This is a genomic window from Cronobacter dublinensis subsp. dublinensis LMG 23823, from assembly GCF_001277235.1.
GTDB lineage: Bacteria > Pseudomonadota > Gammaproteobacteria > Enterobacterales > Enterobacteriaceae > Cronobacter > Cronobacter dublinensis.
This window is the reverse complement of the sequence record NZ_CP012266.1, coordinates 1662575-1678121: the sequence shown is the minus strand read 5'-3', so window position 1 is coordinate 1678121 and position 15547 is coordinate 1662575. Positions and strand designations below refer to the sequence as shown.

General features: G+C 59.4%; 11 protein-coding genes. 4 read left to right on the top strand and 7 right to left on the bottom strand.

All coding sequences use genetic code 11. From position 1 onward, the window contains the following. Positions 1 to 162 precede the first annotated feature (162 nt). The 4 genes from phoH to efeU form a co-directional block, all read right to left on the bottom strand. Complete coding sequence (gene phoH, locus AFK67_RS07630; RefSeq protein WP_007747389.1) at positions 163 to 951, bottom strand: phosphate starvation-inducible protein PhoH; 789 nt, start codon at positions 949 to 951, stop codon at positions 163 to 165. A 543-nt stretch (positions 952 to 1494) separates the two neighbouring features. Continuing rightward, positions 1495 to 2778 (bottom strand): iron uptake transporter deferrochelatase/peroxidase subunit, encoded by a 1284-nt coding sequence (gene efeB, locus AFK67_RS07625; protein ID WP_007726522.1) that lies wholly within the window; start codon positions 2776 to 2778, stop codon positions 1495 to 1497. Between the two features lie 5 nt (positions 2779 to 2783). Further along, positions 2784 to 3911: an iron uptake system protein EfeO gene (gene efeO, locus AFK67_RS07620; RefSeq protein ID WP_007726521.1), complete on the bottom strand. Its 1128-nt coding sequence runs from the start codon at positions 3909 to 3911 to the stop codon at positions 2784 to 2786. A gap of 56 nt (positions 3912 to 3967) precedes the next feature. Further along, on the bottom strand, positions 3968 to 4798 hold the full coding sequence (gene efeU, locus AFK67_RS07615) for an iron uptake transporter permease EfeU (protein WP_007726519.1): 831 nt from the start codon (positions 4796 to 4798) through the stop codon (positions 3968 to 3970). A 353-nt stretch (positions 4799 to 5151) separates the two neighbouring features. Here efeU and AFK67_RS07610 point away from each other — a divergent pair, with 353 nt between their 5' ends. Next, complete coding sequence (locus AFK67_RS07610) at positions 5152 to 6336, top strand: NupC/NupG family nucleoside CNT transporter (RefSeq protein ID WP_007726517.1); 1185 nt, start codon at positions 5152 to 5154, stop codon at positions 6334 to 6336. 29 nt (positions 6337 to 6365) lie between these two features. Here the strand turns inward: AFK67_RS07610 and AFK67_RS07605 are convergent, their stop codons facing one another. Together AFK67_RS07605 and putP are read right to left on the bottom strand one after the other, a co-directional pair. Further along, entirely contained in the window at positions 6366 to 6794 is a 429-nt protein-coding gene (locus AFK67_RS07605) for a DUF3574 domain-containing protein (RefSeq protein ID WP_007726515.1), read from the bottom strand. 118 nt (positions 6795 to 6912) lie between these two features. Next, entirely contained in the window at positions 6913 to 8421 is a 1509-nt protein-coding gene (gene putP, locus AFK67_RS07600; RefSeq protein WP_071602745.1) for a sodium/proline symporter PutP, read from the bottom strand. A 412-nt stretch (positions 8422 to 8833) separates the two neighbouring features. Between putP and putA the strand changes: the two genes are divergently transcribed. Beyond that, entirely contained in the window at positions 8834 to 12796 is a 3963-nt protein-coding gene (gene putA, locus AFK67_RS07595) for a trifunctional transcriptional regulator/proline dehydrogenase/L-glutamate gamma-semialdehyde dehydrogenase (RefSeq protein ID WP_038883888.1), read from the top strand. 34 nt (positions 12797 to 12830) lie between these two features. Here putA and rutR read toward each other — a convergent pair whose 3' ends face one another. Beyond that, positions 12831 to 13469 (bottom strand): HTH-type transcriptional regulator RutR, encoded by a 639-nt coding sequence (gene rutR / locus AFK67_RS07590; RefSeq protein WP_007726507.1) that lies wholly within the window; start codon positions 13467 to 13469, stop codon positions 12831 to 12833. Positions 13470 to 13759: 290 nt separating this feature from the next. Between rutR and rutA the strand changes: the two genes are divergently transcribed. Both rutA and rutB read left to right on the top strand, forming a co-directional pair. After that, positions 13760 to 14848, top strand: coding sequence for a pyrimidine utilization protein A (gene rutA, locus AFK67_RS07585; RefSeq protein WP_007726504.1), 1089 nt, complete (start codon positions 13760 to 13762; stop codon positions 14846 to 14848). Continuing rightward, positions 14848 to 15546 carry a pyrimidine utilization protein B gene (gene rutB, locus AFK67_RS07580; protein WP_007726500.1) on the top strand — a complete coding sequence of 233 codons (699 nt, stop codon included), beginning with the start codon at positions 14848 to 14850 and terminating at the stop codon, positions 15544 to 15546. The genes rutA and rutB overlap by 1 nt, the downstream gene beginning before the upstream one ends. The last annotated feature ends 1 nt before the right edge of the window (position 15547 follow it).

Genomic DNA, 15547 nt, shown 5'->3' with positions numbered 1-15547 from the left:
GGCAGCTGCGCTTCGCTTACCTGCCCTACCTGCATTAAACGCAACGGATTTCGTAGGATGGGTAAGCGCCAGCGCACCCCCCTTCTGGCCGCAAAGAAACCACAAAGATAAAAACAAAAAAAGCCCAACACAGGTTGGGCTTTTCTGACAGGCAAAAGGGGTTTAATCGTAGGCGTTAAGCGTCCGCTGGCAGAGCGCGGAGCGCACGCAGTCGGCTTTGCCGAACCGCACAATGCCAATCATCTCATCTTCCTCAAAACGCGCCAGCGCGTCGCTCAGGCCAGACTTCACGCCCGCCGGCAAATCGCACTGGGTGATATCGCCATTGACGATCACGGTCACGTTCTCCCCGAGGCGGGTCAAAAACATTTTCATTTGCGCGGCGGTCACGTTCTGGGCCTCGTCCAGAATCACGACGGCGTTTTCAAAAGTACGTCCGCGCATATAGGCGAACGGCGCAATCTCAACTTTGCCTATCTCCGGGCGCAGGCAATATTGCATGAAGGAAGCGCCGAGACGGCGCACCAGCACGTCATAGACCGGGCGAAAATAGGGGGCGAACTTCTCAGAAATATCGCCGGGCAGGAAGCCGAGATCTTCATCGGCCTGCAGCACCGGACGGGTGACAATTATCCTGTCGACATCCTTATGAATCAGGGCCTCAGCCGCTTTCGCGGCGCTGATAAACGTTTTGCCGCATCCGGCTTCGCCGGTGGCGAATATCAGCTGTTTGCTCTCAATAGCCTCAAGATAATGCGCCTGAGCGTCGGTACGAGCGACAATCGGCGCCAGATCGCGGCTGTCCCGCGCCATGCCGATGGCCTCTACGCCACTCATTTGCACAAGCGTGGTGACCGATTCCTCTTCACGCTGCCGGTGGCTGCGTGAATCTCGTCTGAGAACGCGTCTGGCTTCACGACGAGCTTTGATCACTGCTTTCTGTCTTCCCATGGATGGCACCTTGATAAGTTGGTTTACATGAGCCGCATCCTGATGATGGACGCGATTATGCGCACGAACGTCTGAGGTTTGGCTTCCTTTTAAGCCATGAATTGCCGGTCGAAAAGACGCGGTAGTACGGCTACGCGCACCGCTTACCGCATCGTCTGGAACAGTGGAAGAAGGTTGAAACGGGTTTGAGAGGGTGGAGATAACGCTGCCGGAGGAGGCTCCTCCGCGCCGGGGGGTGCGGGTTGTATTCCTTTTAAGTCCACTTCTGGACGCTACCATTCGCGATCTCCATCGTGCTACTGCTGACACTGTCGGGGAACTACCGCTAACGCTTTAAGTACAACAAAAATTATCAATTTTGCAACATAAAATTTACTAAAAGATAACTTTTGAGCCCCTCCTGACCATGATTCTTTTATGACAGAAAAATATTACAGAAATGTATCAACAGAATAGCTGCCACGAAAATGCGCTGCCACAGGCGCGCGAAAATTGTTAGCAAATGAAACATAAAAAACCCCGCCTCAAGGGGCGGGGTTTCTGTCAGGCTTTCAGCAGGCCGTCGGCCAGGAAGCGGGATTTATCCGCTACTCCGGGCAGCGCGAAGAAATAGCCGCCGCCGATGGGCTTCACGTACTCCTCCAGCGCTTCGCCGTTCAGGCGTTTTTGCACCGTTAAAAACCCTTTTTCCAGGTCGTGCTGATAACAGACGAACAGCAGGCCCATATCAAGCTGACCAGAATTGGTGACGCCCAGCGAGTAGCTGTAACCGCGGCGCACCATCAGGCTGGACTGCGTTTCTGGCGTGCGCGGGTTCGCGAGTCGGATATGGCTGTCGAGCGCAATCACGTTGCCGTCCGGATCCTTGCTGTAATCCGGCACGTCGTGCTCATGTTGCATGCCGAGCGGCGCGCCGCTCTGCTTGTCGCGCCCGAAGATAGTCTGCTGCTCTTTAAGCGGCGTGCGGTCCCAGAATTCGACGTGGAACTGAATAATGCGCACGGCCTGATAGCTGCCGCCTACCGCCCATGCGGGCTCGCCCTGGTCCGCTGTCACCCACACCACGTTATCCATTAGCGGCGCGTTGCGCGTATCGGGGTTTGCGGTGCCGTCTTTAAAGCCGAGCAGGTTAACCGGCGTCTCTTTACCAAGGCTGCGCGCCGCGTGATCGGAGATAAACCCTTCACGTTTCCAGCGCACGCTCAGCAGGTCGGGCGTGTGCTTAATGATGTCGCGCAGCGCATGGATAACCGTGTCCTGCGTATTGGCGCAGATTTGCAGCAGAAGATCGCCATGGCACAGCGCCGCGTCCAGCGAGTCGTTCGGGAAACGCTCCATCTTTTGCAGCTTTTTCGGCATCTTTGCCGCAAGCCCGTAGCGCGCGTCGAACAGCGACCGGCCCAGCGACACCGTGATGGTCAGGTTATCCGGGGCGATAACCGGCCCGAGAATACCGGAATCCATCGGCGGCAGGCGCGGGTTCGGCGTTTGCGGCGCCGGTCCGCCCGTGGTTAAAAACGCGATACGGTCGGTCAGCAGGCGGAACAGCCGTTCGAGGTCGGCCTTGTCCGCCGCCAGCACATCGAACGCCACCAGCATCATTGACGCCTGCTGCGGCGTCAGAATGCCGGCCTGATGCGCGCCGTAAAACGGCTGCGTCTGGGCGCGCGCATCCGGGGAGAGCGTGCCCGGCGCGCTTTTGGTCTGCGCGCCATGCGCGACCGGACAACCGCCGGTAACCGCGAGCGCGCCGGTCAGCGCGCCGAGGCCCTTCAGCAGACGGCGGCGCGCCGGTTGCGGCACGCCGTGATTATCATGTTCTTGCATAATGCTTAATCCAGCCCGAGCACGCCGCGCAGTAAGGAGAGATCTTCCGCAAGCGCCGTAATGGGTCCTTTCAGCGCATTACGATCAGCGTCGGTCAGCTTGTCGTAGGTCTCAAAGCCGTCTTTGGTACGGTATTTCGCGAGAATAGCGTCCACTTTTTTGAAGTTCGCATCCACTTTCGCAAGCAGCGGCGCGTTCTCTTTTTGCAGCTGCGGACGCAGCAGGTTGACGATTTTCTGCGCGCCGTCGATGTTGGCCTGGAAATCCCACAGGTCGGTGTGGCTGTAGCGATCTTCTTCGCCGCTGATTTTGCTGGCCGCCACTTCTTCAATCAGGCCCGCTGCGCCGCCCACCACTTTACCCGGCGGGAACGCCAGTTCGCTGATGCGTTTTTGCAGCTCCAGCACGTCGCTGTTGAGTTTATCGGCGTACTGCTCCATGCCTTTGACGCTGTTATCGCCAAAGAGCGCTTTTTCCAGACGGTGGAAGCCGGTGAATTTCGGGTCGGCCGCTTTCTGCTCGTAATCGTCTTCGCGGGCGTCAATGCTGCCGTCGAGATCCGAGAAGAGTTCAGCGATAGGCTCGATACGCTCGTAGTGCTGGCGGGTCGGAGCGTACAGGGATTTGGCTTTTTCGATATCGCCCGCTTTCACCGCGTCGGTGAAAGCTTTGGTGCCGGAGACCAGCGCGGCGGTTTCCGTCGTGACCCAGGCTTTATAGTCAGTCACCGCGCCTTCCAGCGACATCAGCTCGCTTTTCGCCGCCGCTTTCTCGCTGCCCGCGGCTTTGACGATAAGCTTGCCTTTCGGGTTGCTCAGCAGGCCGCAGGTCATGTCATATTCGCCTGGCTCAAGGTTGGCGGTCATTTTCTGGCTGAAGCCCGGCGCGATGTTTTCACGCTCTTCCACCACCATCACGCCTTTAAGAATTTCCCACTCCAGCGCCTTCTGGCTGTGGTTCAGAATAACGAACTGCGTTTTCCCGGCGTTCACCGTGAGCATCATCGGCTCGCACTGTTTATCGTTTACGGTCACTTTCACCTGCGGAATATCGGCCGCCTGTGCGGTAAAAGCGGCGCTGATAAGCGCCAGCAGCGTCACGGAAAGCGCGCTGCGGCGAAGTTGTTTCGTCATGACCCATCCCTCTAAAGTATGTTGTAACTAAGCCGCGCACGGGCGCGGCAAAAAAATCAGGCGTTCCCGGAGACCCGCGCGTCGGCGCGAGCCGGCAGCGCGTAGAGCGCCAGCGCCGGGATCAGATAGATAAACCATGCCGCCACTTCGCTGACGGTCGGCGCTTCCTGGTAGCCGAAAATGCCTTCGAGCAGCGTGCCGGTGAGCGAGTGCGTGGAAAGCACACCGCTGAAATCAAACGCCACCGCCTGAAAGTGATTCCACAGGCCAGCCTCATGGAACGCGCGAACGGCGCCCGCCGCCAGGCCCGCGGCCACCAGCAGAATAAACAGGCTGGTCCAGCGGAAAAACGCGCCAAGATTAAGCCGTATGCCGCCCCAGTAAAGCAGGAATCCGAGCACCACGGCGGTTCCGAGGCCCAGCATCGCGCCGAGCGGCGGCCAGATCCCGACATCCTGGCCAAACGCGGCCAGCAGGAAAAAGACCGACTCCAGCCCTTCTCGCGCCACGGCGAAAAAGACCATCATCACCAGCGCCCAGCCGTGCCCGCCGGGGCGTTTGAGCGCGCGATCCACCGCCTGCTCCAGCTCGCCTTTCACATTGCGGGAGACTTTACGCATCCAGAACACCATCCAGGTGAGGATCACAACGGCGATGGCCGCCACGATGCCCTCGAACAGCTCCTGCTCTTTTTGCGGGAACTCGCCGGTGGTTTCGTTGATAAAAATACCGAGGCCCAGGCAGAGCGCGGCGGCGAGAAACACGCCGACCCACATCACGCCGAGCCAGTTGCCGCGCTGGGTGCGCTTGAGGTAGCTGGCGATAAGGCTGACGATGAGCGCTGCTTCAAGGCCTTCACGCAGCATAATCAGAAAAGGAACAAACATTCGGGCACCTGTCAGTGTGAAATCAGGTCAACTGATGCAAAGAAACGTAAACGGGAGTGAAAGTGATTATCATTACCGCCAAAAGAAACACAAGCGAAATGTGGGGATAAGTATGACGAAGTGTAAAAGTTGCGAAGTTGAGTAGTCACCCGAGTAAACCATAAGCGAAATCTGCGGGCGTCTGCGCCGCGCCCCCTTCTGCGCTGTCAGAAATATTCATAACAAAAATATTCTGTCATCGCTTTTTCTTATTCCATTTGCCAGATAACGATGCGGGAAATTATGCTTAGCGCGCTGTTCACCGCCCTGTTTTAATGTGGCTAACTATTATTCTTTCAGACACCTGCGTAACTATGACAACCCTATTGCATTTTATTTTCGCCGTGCTGGCGATACTCCTGCTCGCCTGGCTTGCCAGCGTTGATCGTAAAAGCATTCGCCTGCGTTATATACTCCAGCTGATTGTTATCGAAGCGGCGCTCGCGTGGTTCTTTCTGCACGCGCAGGCGGGGCTCACGATTATCCAGTCAATTGCCGGCGCGTTCACTTCGCTGCTGCATTACGCCGCCCAGGGCACCGATTTCGTCTTCGGCGGCATGAGCCAGAAAGGCCTCGCCTTTGTGTTTCTCGGCGTTCTCTGCCCTATCGTGTTCATCTCGGCGCTTATCGGCATCCTGCAACACTGGCGTATTCTGCCGATTTTTATTCGCGTTATCGGCACGCTGCTGTCGAAAGTCAACGGCATGGGCAAGCTGGAATCCTTTAACGCGGTGAGTTCACTGATCCTCGGCCAGTCGGAAAACTTTATCGCCTATAAAGGCGTGCTTGGCGATCTCTCCTCGCGCCGCCTCTTTACGATGGCCGCGACGGCGATGTCCACGGTGTCGCTCTCTATCGTCGGCGCGTATATGTCGATGATCGAGGCGAAATATGTGGTGGCAGCCCTGGTACTTAACCTTTTCAGCACGTTCATTGTTCTCTCGGTCATCAACCCGGCGCGCCCGCAGGACGAGCCGGACGTGAAGCTTGAAAAGCTGCACGAGTCCCAGAGCTTTTTTGAGATGCTCGGCGAGTACATTCTCGCGGGCTTCAAGGTAGCGATGATTATTCTCGCGATGCTGATTGGCTTTATCGCCCTTATCAGCGCCGTGAACGCGCTGTTTCTGACGCTGTTCGGCATGAGCTTCCAGCAGTTGCTGGGCTATGTCTTCTATCCGCTCGCCTGGCTTATCGGCATTCCGGCGGCGGACGCCCTCACCGCAGGCGGCATTATGGCGACCAAACTGGTGGCCAATGAGTTTGTCGCGATGATAGAACTGCAAAAACTCGCGGCGACGCTCTCCCCGCGCGGTCTTGGGATCCTGTCGGTGTTTCTGGTGTCGTTTGCGAACTTCGCCTCTATCGGCATCGTCGCGGGCGCGATTAAGGGCCTGAACGAGCCGCAGGGCAACGTGGTGTCACGCTTTGGTTTGCGCCTGGTCTACAGCGCGACGCTGGTGAGTTTACTGTCGGCAGCCTTCGCCGGTCTGGTGCTGTAAACAACAAGGCGGGGACTTCCCCGCCTTTTTCAGAACTGTACGCACACGGTTTCATCAACCCGCATCACCGACTCCTGCGCGAAGCGTGATTTGTAAATCCCGCGCAGAGCTTCAATCCCCTTCTCGCTCGCGCTGTCGCTGGCGTGGATAAGCATCAGCGCCTTGCTCGGCTCACGCGCCACTTTCCCGTCGTTGCCGAGCCACTGACCGCGCGCGTCAAACACCGTCAGCCCGTCGCGAAAACGCGGCGTCACGTCGTTATCCACAAAACGCTGCCACTCCTGTTCCGTGATGGTCGCCCCGGCCGGACGGTTAAGCCCGAAATAGAGCGTGGTCTGCGTCATGCGGTTTTGCGCCGCGCACGTCGGGGTTTGCGTCTGTTCAGCCGCGTGCGGCGCGCAGCCCGCGAGCGCAGCTGCCAGCACGACCGAAATCACTACCTTGCCAATCGCCATCATCCTGTACCTTTGTTGTTATGGGTGAATGCGAAGATAACAGCGTAAATCGCGGCGTCTGGCAAGCTAGCGGATTGATGAGCAAGAAAAAACCCGCCAGGCGGCGGGTTTGTTAAGACGCTTAGTTAGCGCGAAGCTTCGACGGGGCCGGAGTGTGGTACTCCTCGTCCGCTTTCTCAAAGCGTGCCTGCATGGAGGCTGACGGCGCTTTGCCCATCAGGCTCACGATAACAATACCGAGGCTTGCGAAGATAAAGCCAGGAATGATTTCGTAGAGGTTAAACCATGCAAACTGTTTCCAGACAATCACCGTCACCGCGCCGATGATCATGCCCGCCAGCGCGCCGTTGCGCGTCATGCGCGACCACATCACTGACAGCAGCACAACCGGGCCAAACGCCGCGCCAAAGCCCGCCCAGGCGTAGCTTACGAGACCGAGCACGCGGTTTTCCGGGTTTGACGCCAGCGCGATGGCGACCAGCGCCACCACCAGCACCATCATACGGCCAACCCACACCAGCTCTTTCTGGCTTGCGCCCTTACGCAGGAACGCTTTGTAAAGGTCTTCGGTAATGGCGCTGGAGCAGACCAGCAGCTGGCAGCTTAACGTCGACATCACCGCGGCGAGGATAGCGGAGAGCAGAATACCGGCAATCCACGGGTTGAACAGGATCTGCGCCAGCTCGATAAATACGCGCTCGCCGTTCTGGTTCACGGCCGCCGCCTGGTCAGGATGGTTAGTAAAGTAGGCGATGCCGAAGAAACCGACCGCCACCGCGCCCGCAAGACACAGGATCATCCAGGTCATGGAGATGCGGCGTGCGTTAACGATGGTGTGGTGAGAATCCGCCGCCATAAAGCGCGCCAGGATGTGCGGCTGGCCGAAATAGCCAAGCCCCCAGCCCATCAGCGAGATAATTGCCACCAGGTTCAGGCCCTTGAGCATATCGATGTTTTCAATGCTCTTCTGCTTAATCACTGCCAGCGAATCATCCAGGCCCCCGACTGCGAAAATCACGATCACCGGCGTCAGGATCAGCGCGAAAATCATCAGGCTCGCCTGCACGGTGTCGGTCCAGCTTACCGCCAGGAACCCGCCGATAAAGGTGTAAAGGATGGTCGCCGCAGCCCCTGCCCAGAGCGCGGTTTCATAGCTCATGCCGAAGGTGCTTTCGAACAGGCGCGCGCCCGCCACGATGCCTGAGGCGCAGTAGATGGTGAAGAACAGCAGGATAACCAGCGCCGAGATAATGCGCAGCAGGCGGCTCTTATCTTCAAAGCGGCCGGTGAAATAATCCGGTAACGTCAGCGCGTTATTGTTGTGCTCGGTGTGAACGCGCAGACGCCCCGCCACCAGCTTCCAGTTGATCCACGCGCCGAGCGTCAGCCCGATGGCAATCCAGCTTTCCGAGATCCCGGAGAGAAATACCGCGCCCGGCAGGCCCATCAGCAGCCAGCCCGACATATCTGACGCGCCTGCGGAGAGCGCGGTGACGAGGCTCCCCAGACTGCGTCCGCCAAGAATGTAGTCATCAAAGTTTTTGGTGGAGCGCCACGCAATAAACCCAATCAGTATCATCCCCAAAATATAAACAAAGAAAGTCACCAGCATCGGTGTACTCGTTGTCATTTCACTTCTCCGCGTTATTACCGGGTCGCCCCGTTTATCACCGCCGGAACGCAGCGGTGGCGTTATTGTCGTATCGTGTGGCGGCAGTATCCTGCCGGAAGCGTTTTTTATTCACAATCGATTTAACACACCATTTACATGTTTTGCATCTGTGAAACCTGACCATTTTTTGAGAGGTTGCACTCGCTCACGCTTTTCCCGGTTGCACCTGTTAAAAATGTTAACCAGCCCAGAATTCTGAGCTTATAACCGCCTTTTCTCCCACGCGTCATAGCAATTTCATATTTAACATTTCATTCATTTTTAAGCTTGCTGGCGAGGTCACAGTTAACAAGGTTGCACAAAGTTGCAACATGATAGATATTGCCGATCATTCCCTTTTTCATACTGACGCGACACACAGGAGTAAGGCATGGGCACCACCACAATGGGGGTCAAGCTTGATGACGCCACCCGCGAGCGCATCAAAGCCGCCGCGACCAAAATTGACCGCACGCCGCACTGGCTGATTAAGCAGGCCATCTTTAATTATCTGGAACAGCTGGAAAACAGCGACGGCCTGCCGGAGCTGCCTGCGCTACTGGCCGGTGCCGCTAACGAGAGCGAAGACGCCGCCGTGCCGCCAGAAGAGAGCCACCAGCCGTTCCTCGAATTCGCCGAGCAGATCCAGCCGCAGTCGGTGAGCCGTGCGGCCATTACCGCCGCCTGGCGTCGTGCGGAGACCGACGCGGTGCCAATGCTGCTGGAGCAGGCCCGCCTGCCGCAGCCGGTCGCGGAGAAAACCCACCAGCTCGCCTGGAGCCTCGCCGAGAAGCTGCGCAACCAGAAAACCGCCTCCGGCCGCGCCGGGATGGTGCAGAGCCTGTTGCAGGAGTTTTCGCTCTCGTCACAGGAAGGCGTGGCGCTGATGTGTCTCGCCGAAGCGCTGTTGCGTATTCCGGATAAAGCCACCCGCGACGCGCTGATCCGCGACAAAATCAGCAACGGCAACTGGCACTCGCATATTGGCCGCAGCCCGTCGCTGTTCGTTAACGCCGCCACCTGGGGCCTGCTGTTTACCGGCCGTCTGGTCTCGACCCACAACGAAGCCAGCCTGTCGCGCTCCCTTAACCGCATCATCGGCAAGAGCGGCGAGCCGCTGATCCGCAAAGGCGTGGATATGGCGATGCGCCTGATGGGCGAGCAGTTTGTCACCGGCGAAACCATCGCCGAAGCGCTGGCCAACGCCCGCAAGCTCGAAGAAAAAGGCTTCCGGTATTCTTACGACATGCTGGGCGAAGCGGCGCTGACCGCCGCCGACGCGCAGGCTTATATGGTCTCTTACCAGCAGGCCATCCACGCCATCGGCAAAGCTTCCAATGGCCGCGGTATCTATGAAGGGCCGGGCATCTCCATCAAGCTCTCCGCCCTGCACCCGCGCTACAGCCGCGCGCAGTATGACCGCGTCATGGAAGAGCTCTATCCGCGTCTTAAATCCCTGACACTGCTGGCGCGCCAGTATGACATCGGCATTAACATTGACGCCGAAGAAGCCGACCGCCTGGAAATTTCCCTCGATCTGCTGGAAAAACTCTGCTTCGAGCCGGAGCTCGCCGGCTGGAACGGGATTGGGTTTGTTATTCAGGCCTATCAGAAGCGCTGCCCGTTTGTGATTGATTACTTAATCGATCTCGCTACCCGCAGCCGCCGTCGCCTGATGATCCGCCTCGTGAAAGGCGCCTACTGGGACAGCGAAATCAAACGCGCCCAAATGGAAGGGCTGGAGGGCTACCCGGTCTACACCCGCAAGGTCTATACCGATATCTCCTACCTCGCCTGCGCGAAAAAGCTGCTCGCGGTGCCGAACCTGATCTATCCGCAGTTCGCGACCCACAACGCCCATACGCTGGCGGCCATTTACAGCCTGGCGGGCCAGAACTACTACCCCGGCCAATATGAGTTCCAGTGTCTGCACGGCATGGGCGAGCCGCTCTACGAGCAGGTGGTGGGCAAAATTACTGACGGCAAACTCAACCGTCCGTGCCGCATTTACGCGCCGGTCGGCACCCACGAGACGCTGCTGGCGTACCTGGTGCGCCGCCTGCTGGAAAACGGCGCGAACACCTCGTTTGTTAACCGCATCGCCGATAACACGCTGTCGCTCGACGATCTGGTGGCTGACCCGGTGAGCGCCGTCGAAAAACTGGCCGCGCAGGAAGGCCGCGTCGGTCTGCCGCACCCGAAAATCCCGCTGCCGCAGGATCTCTACGGTGAAGGCCGCGTCAACTCCGCCGGTCTCGATCTGGCGAATGAACACCGCCTGGCGTCCCTCTCCTCCTCGCTGCTGAACAGCGCCCTGCAAAAATGGCGCGCGCTGCCGATGCTGGAAAACACGGTGGAAGAAGGCGAACTGACGCCGGTCGTCAACCCGGCCGAGCCGCGCGATATCGTCGGTTACGCGCGTGAAGCCAGCGAAGCGGAAGTGGCGCTGGCGCTACAGAGCGCGGTTAACAACGCGCCTATCTGGTTCGCCACCCCACCGCAGGAGCGCGCCGCCATTCTTGAGCGCGCCGCAGTACTGATGGAGGCCCAGACCCAGACGCTAATCGGCATTCTGGTGCGTGAAGCCGGTAAAACCTTTGCTAACGCCATCGCCGAAGTGCGCGAGGCGGTTGATTTCCTGCGCTACTACGCAGGCCAGGTGCGTGACGATTTCGACAATGAAACCCATCGCCCGCTCGGCCCGGTCGTCTGTATCAGCCCGTGGAACTTCCCGCTCGCTATCTTTACCGGCCAGGTGGCCGCCGCGCTCGCGGCAGGCAACAGCGTGCTGGCGAAACCGGCGGAGCAAACGCCGCTTATCGCCGCGCAGGGCATTCAGATCCTGCTGGAGGCGGGCGTGCCGCAGGGCGTGGTGCAACTGCTGCCAGGGCGCGGCGAAACCGTGGGCGCGCAGCTTACGGGCGATGCGCGCGTGCGCGGCGTAATGTTTACCGGCTCGACGGAAGTGGCGACGCTCCTGCAGCGTAATATCGCCGACCGCCTCGATCCGCAGGGCCGACCGACGCCGCTGATTGCCGAAACCGGCGGTCTGAACGCCATGATTGTTGACTCCTCCGCGCTCACCGAGCAGGTAGTGGTGGATGTCGTCGCCTCGGCCTTTGACAGCGCCGGTCAGCGCTGCTCGGCGCTGCGTGTGCTCTGCCTGCAGGACGAGATTGCCGATCACACCCTGACTATGTTGAAAGGCGCGATGGCCGAGTGTCGCATGGGCAACCCTGGCCGCCTGACTACCGACATCGGGCCGGTGATTGACGCCGATGCCAAAGCCGGTATCGAGCGCCATATCCAGACGATGCGCGCCAAAGGTCGTAAGGTCTTCCAGGCGGTACGCGACAACAGTCAGGATGCCCGCGAATGGCAGACCGGCACCTTTGTCACCCCGACGCTGATTGAGCTTGAAAGCTTCGATGAGATGAAAAAAGAGGTCTTCGGCCCGGTGCTGCATGTGGTGCGTTACAACCGCAACAACCTGGCCGGGCTGATTGAGCAAATCAATAAGGCGGGTTACGGCCTGACGCTCGGCGTGCATACGCGCATCGATGAGACCATCGCCCAGGTGACCGGCAGCGCACATGTCGGCAACCTCTATGTGAACCGCAATATGGTTGGCGCGGTGGTCGGCGTACAGCCGTTCGGCGGCGAAGGGCTTTCCGGCACCGGTCCGAAAGCGGGCGGCCCGCTCTATCTCTACCGCCTGCTGGCGAGCCGTCCGGAGGCGGCGGTGCAGACGACGCTTGAGCGCCACGACGCCCGCTATGCCCAGGACGCGCAGGTGAAAACACTCATCACGCGCCCGCACCAGGCGCTGACCGAGTGGGCGGCAGGCCGCCCGGAACTCAGGGCGCTGTGCGAGCACTATCTCACGCTGTCGCAAAGCGGCGTGCAGCGCACCCTGCCGGGCCCGACTGGCGAGCGCAACACCTACACCCTGCTGCCGCGCGAGCGCGTGCTGTGCCTTGCGGATAACGAGCAGGATCTGCTGGTGCAGCTTGCCGCCGTCACCAGCGCAGGCAGCCGCGTGCTGTGGCCCGACGAGTCGCTACAGCGCACGCTCGCAAAACAGCTCCCGGCTGCGGTGAATGCGATTATCGACTTCGCCAAACAGGATGTGCTGTTCAGCCAGAGCTTCGACGCCGTTATCTATCACGGTGACTCGGACCAGCTGCGCGCGCTGTGCGAAAAAGTAGCCGCGCGCGAGGGCGCGATTGTTTCGGTGCAGGGCTTCGGGCGCGGGGAAACCAACCTGCTGCTGGAGCGCCTGTGGCTGGAGCGCTCGCTCAGCGTCAACACCGCCGCCGCTGGCGGCAACGCCAGCCTGATGACTATCGGCTGATTCGGCAGACGGCTAGTAAAACAAAAAGCAGGCACTACCGCACCCGAATGCCCTCAATGATCATCCGCTGGACATTCTCGACGGTGCGGTTAAAAAACGCCTCGTCGGCGAGCGTCGCGCCGGTCACCGCCTCAACCTGGGTGGCGAAATCGGCGTAGTGCTGAGTAGTGGCCCAGATCATAAAGATGAGATGGTGAGGGTCGATGGGGGCGAGCTTGCCGCTGGCCACCCAGCCGGTGATGATGGCGGATTTCGTCTCCACCAGCGCTTTTAAATCGCCCTGTAATTCGGCCATCAGGAGCGGCGCGCCCTGGAGCATCTCCAGGCAGAACAGCCGCGACGCCTCGGGGAAGTCGCGCGATACCTCAAGCTTTAGGCGGATGTACTCGCTAATGGCCGCGAGCGGCTGCAAATCCTCGCGAAATGCACGCAGCGGCGCCAGCCAGATATCGAGAATGTGCTTTAGCACGGCGATATAGAGCGCCTCTTTTGAAGGGAAATAGTACAGCAGATTGGTTTTGGAGACCCCGGAGCGCTCCGCCACCTGTTCAAGGCTGGTGCCGTGAAGGCCGAACAGCGAAAACAGCGTCAGCCCGGCGTCCAGGATGGCCTGTTTTTTCGCCGCTACCGCTTTTGAGCGTTTGCCCGTCTCTTTTTGCGCGCCTTGTGCCATGCGCTCTCTCCTTGTGTTTTGCTCAAGCATAGCAAAAGCGCGGCGGCGGCTCGACCACAGCGCGCCCTCTGCACTTTCATTGCGCAGCGTTGCCTGTTTTCTGTGCAACGTTTTTGACCACTTAGTCCGGTTTTAAATGCGCAAAATTCACACATATCGACAACACAATGATAACAAAGACAATTTCAAAACTGGCATTCGCTTTGCAATTCACTCTCTGAGCGCGGCACGGGATGTGCAGGAAGCAACGCCACGCGACGGTTCTTTTATTCGCAAAAGAGAGGTTCGTGATGAAAATTGGTGTCTTTGTGCCTATCGGCAATAACGGCTGGCTGATTTCCACCCATGCCCCGCAATACATGCCGACGTTTGAGCTGAATAAAGCCATCGTGCAGAAGGCGGAGCAGCAGCAGTTCGATTTTGCGCTCTCGATGATCAAACTGCGCGGCTTCGGCGGTAAGACCGAATTCTGGGATCATAATCTGGAGTCGTTTACGTTAATGGCGGGGCTCGCGGCCGTGACTTCGCGCATTCAGATTTACGCCACCGCCGCCACGCTTACCCTGCCGCCTGCCATTGTGGCGCGCATGGCCTCCACTATCGACTCTATCTCCGGCGGACGTTTCGGCGTCAATCTGGTGACGGGCTGGCAGAAGCCGGAATATGAGCAGATGGGGCTGTGGCCCGGCGATGATTACTTCGCCCGCCGCTATGACTACCTCACCGAATATGTCCAGGTGCTGCGCGATCTCTGGGACACCGGCCAGAGCGATTTCAAAGGCGACTACTTCACCATGAACGACTGCCGCGTCAGCCCGCAGCCGCAGCAGCCGATGAAAGTGATTTGCGCGGGCCAGAGCGACGCGGGCATGGCGTTTTCCGCGAAATATGCCGATTACAACTTCTGCTTCGGTAAAGGGGTGAATACGCCCGCCGCCTTCGCGCCCACCGCCGCACGCATGAAAGCGGCCGCGGATGAGGCCGGGCGCGATGTCGGCTCCTACGTGCTGTTTATGGTGATTGCCGACGAAACCGACGAAGCCGCGCGCGCCAAATGGGAACATTACAAAGCCGGGGCCGATGAAGACGCGCTCGCCTGGCTGACCGAGCAGAGCCAGAAAGATACCCGCTCCGGCACCGACACTAACGTGCGCCAGATGGCGGACCCGACCTCGGCGGTCAATATCAATATGGGCACGCTGGTGGGCTCATACGCGAGCGTCGCCCGGATGCTGGATGAAGTGGCCGCCGTGCCGGGCACCGAAGGCGTGCTGCTGACGTTTGACGACTTCCTGACCGGTATCGACGCCTTCGGCGAGCATATTCAGCCGCTGATGCGCTGTCGCGATCACCTGCGCGTGACGCAGGAGGTGGCCTGATGAACACGGTTAACCTGACGGCGCGCCCCGAGGCGATTACCTTCGCGCCGGAACAGAGCGCGCTGATTGTGGTGGATATGCAGAACGCCTACGCAAGCCAGGGCGGCTATCTGGATCTCGCGGGGTTTGACGTCTCGGCCACCGCCCCGGTGATTGCGAACATTAAAACCGCCGTCGCCGCCGCGCGCAAGGCGGGCATGACGATCGTCTGGTTCCAGAACGGCTGGGACAGCGACTATCTCGAAGCTGGCGGGCCCGGCTCGCCGAACTGGCACAAATCCAACGCGCTGAAAACCATGCGCCGCCGCCCGGAGCTGCAAGGCACGCTGCTGGCGAAAGGCGGCTGGGATTATCAACTGGTAGATGAACTGACCCCGCTTCCCGGCGATATCGTGCTGCCAAAACCGCGCTACAGCGGCTTTTTCAACACGCCGCTCGACAGCATGCTGCGCGCGCGCAATATCCGCCATCTGGTGTTCACCGGCATCGCCACCAACGTCTGCGTGGAGTCGACGCTGCGTGACGGCTTCTTTCTCGAATATTTCGGCGTGGTGCTGGAAGACGCGACGCACCAGGCCGGGCCGCCGTTCGCCCAGCAGGCCGCGCTGTTTAATATCGAAACCTTTTTCGGTTGGGTCAGCGACGTGCAGAGCTTCTGTCACGCGCTCTCGCCTGCCGCCCTCGCCCGCATCGCGTAAG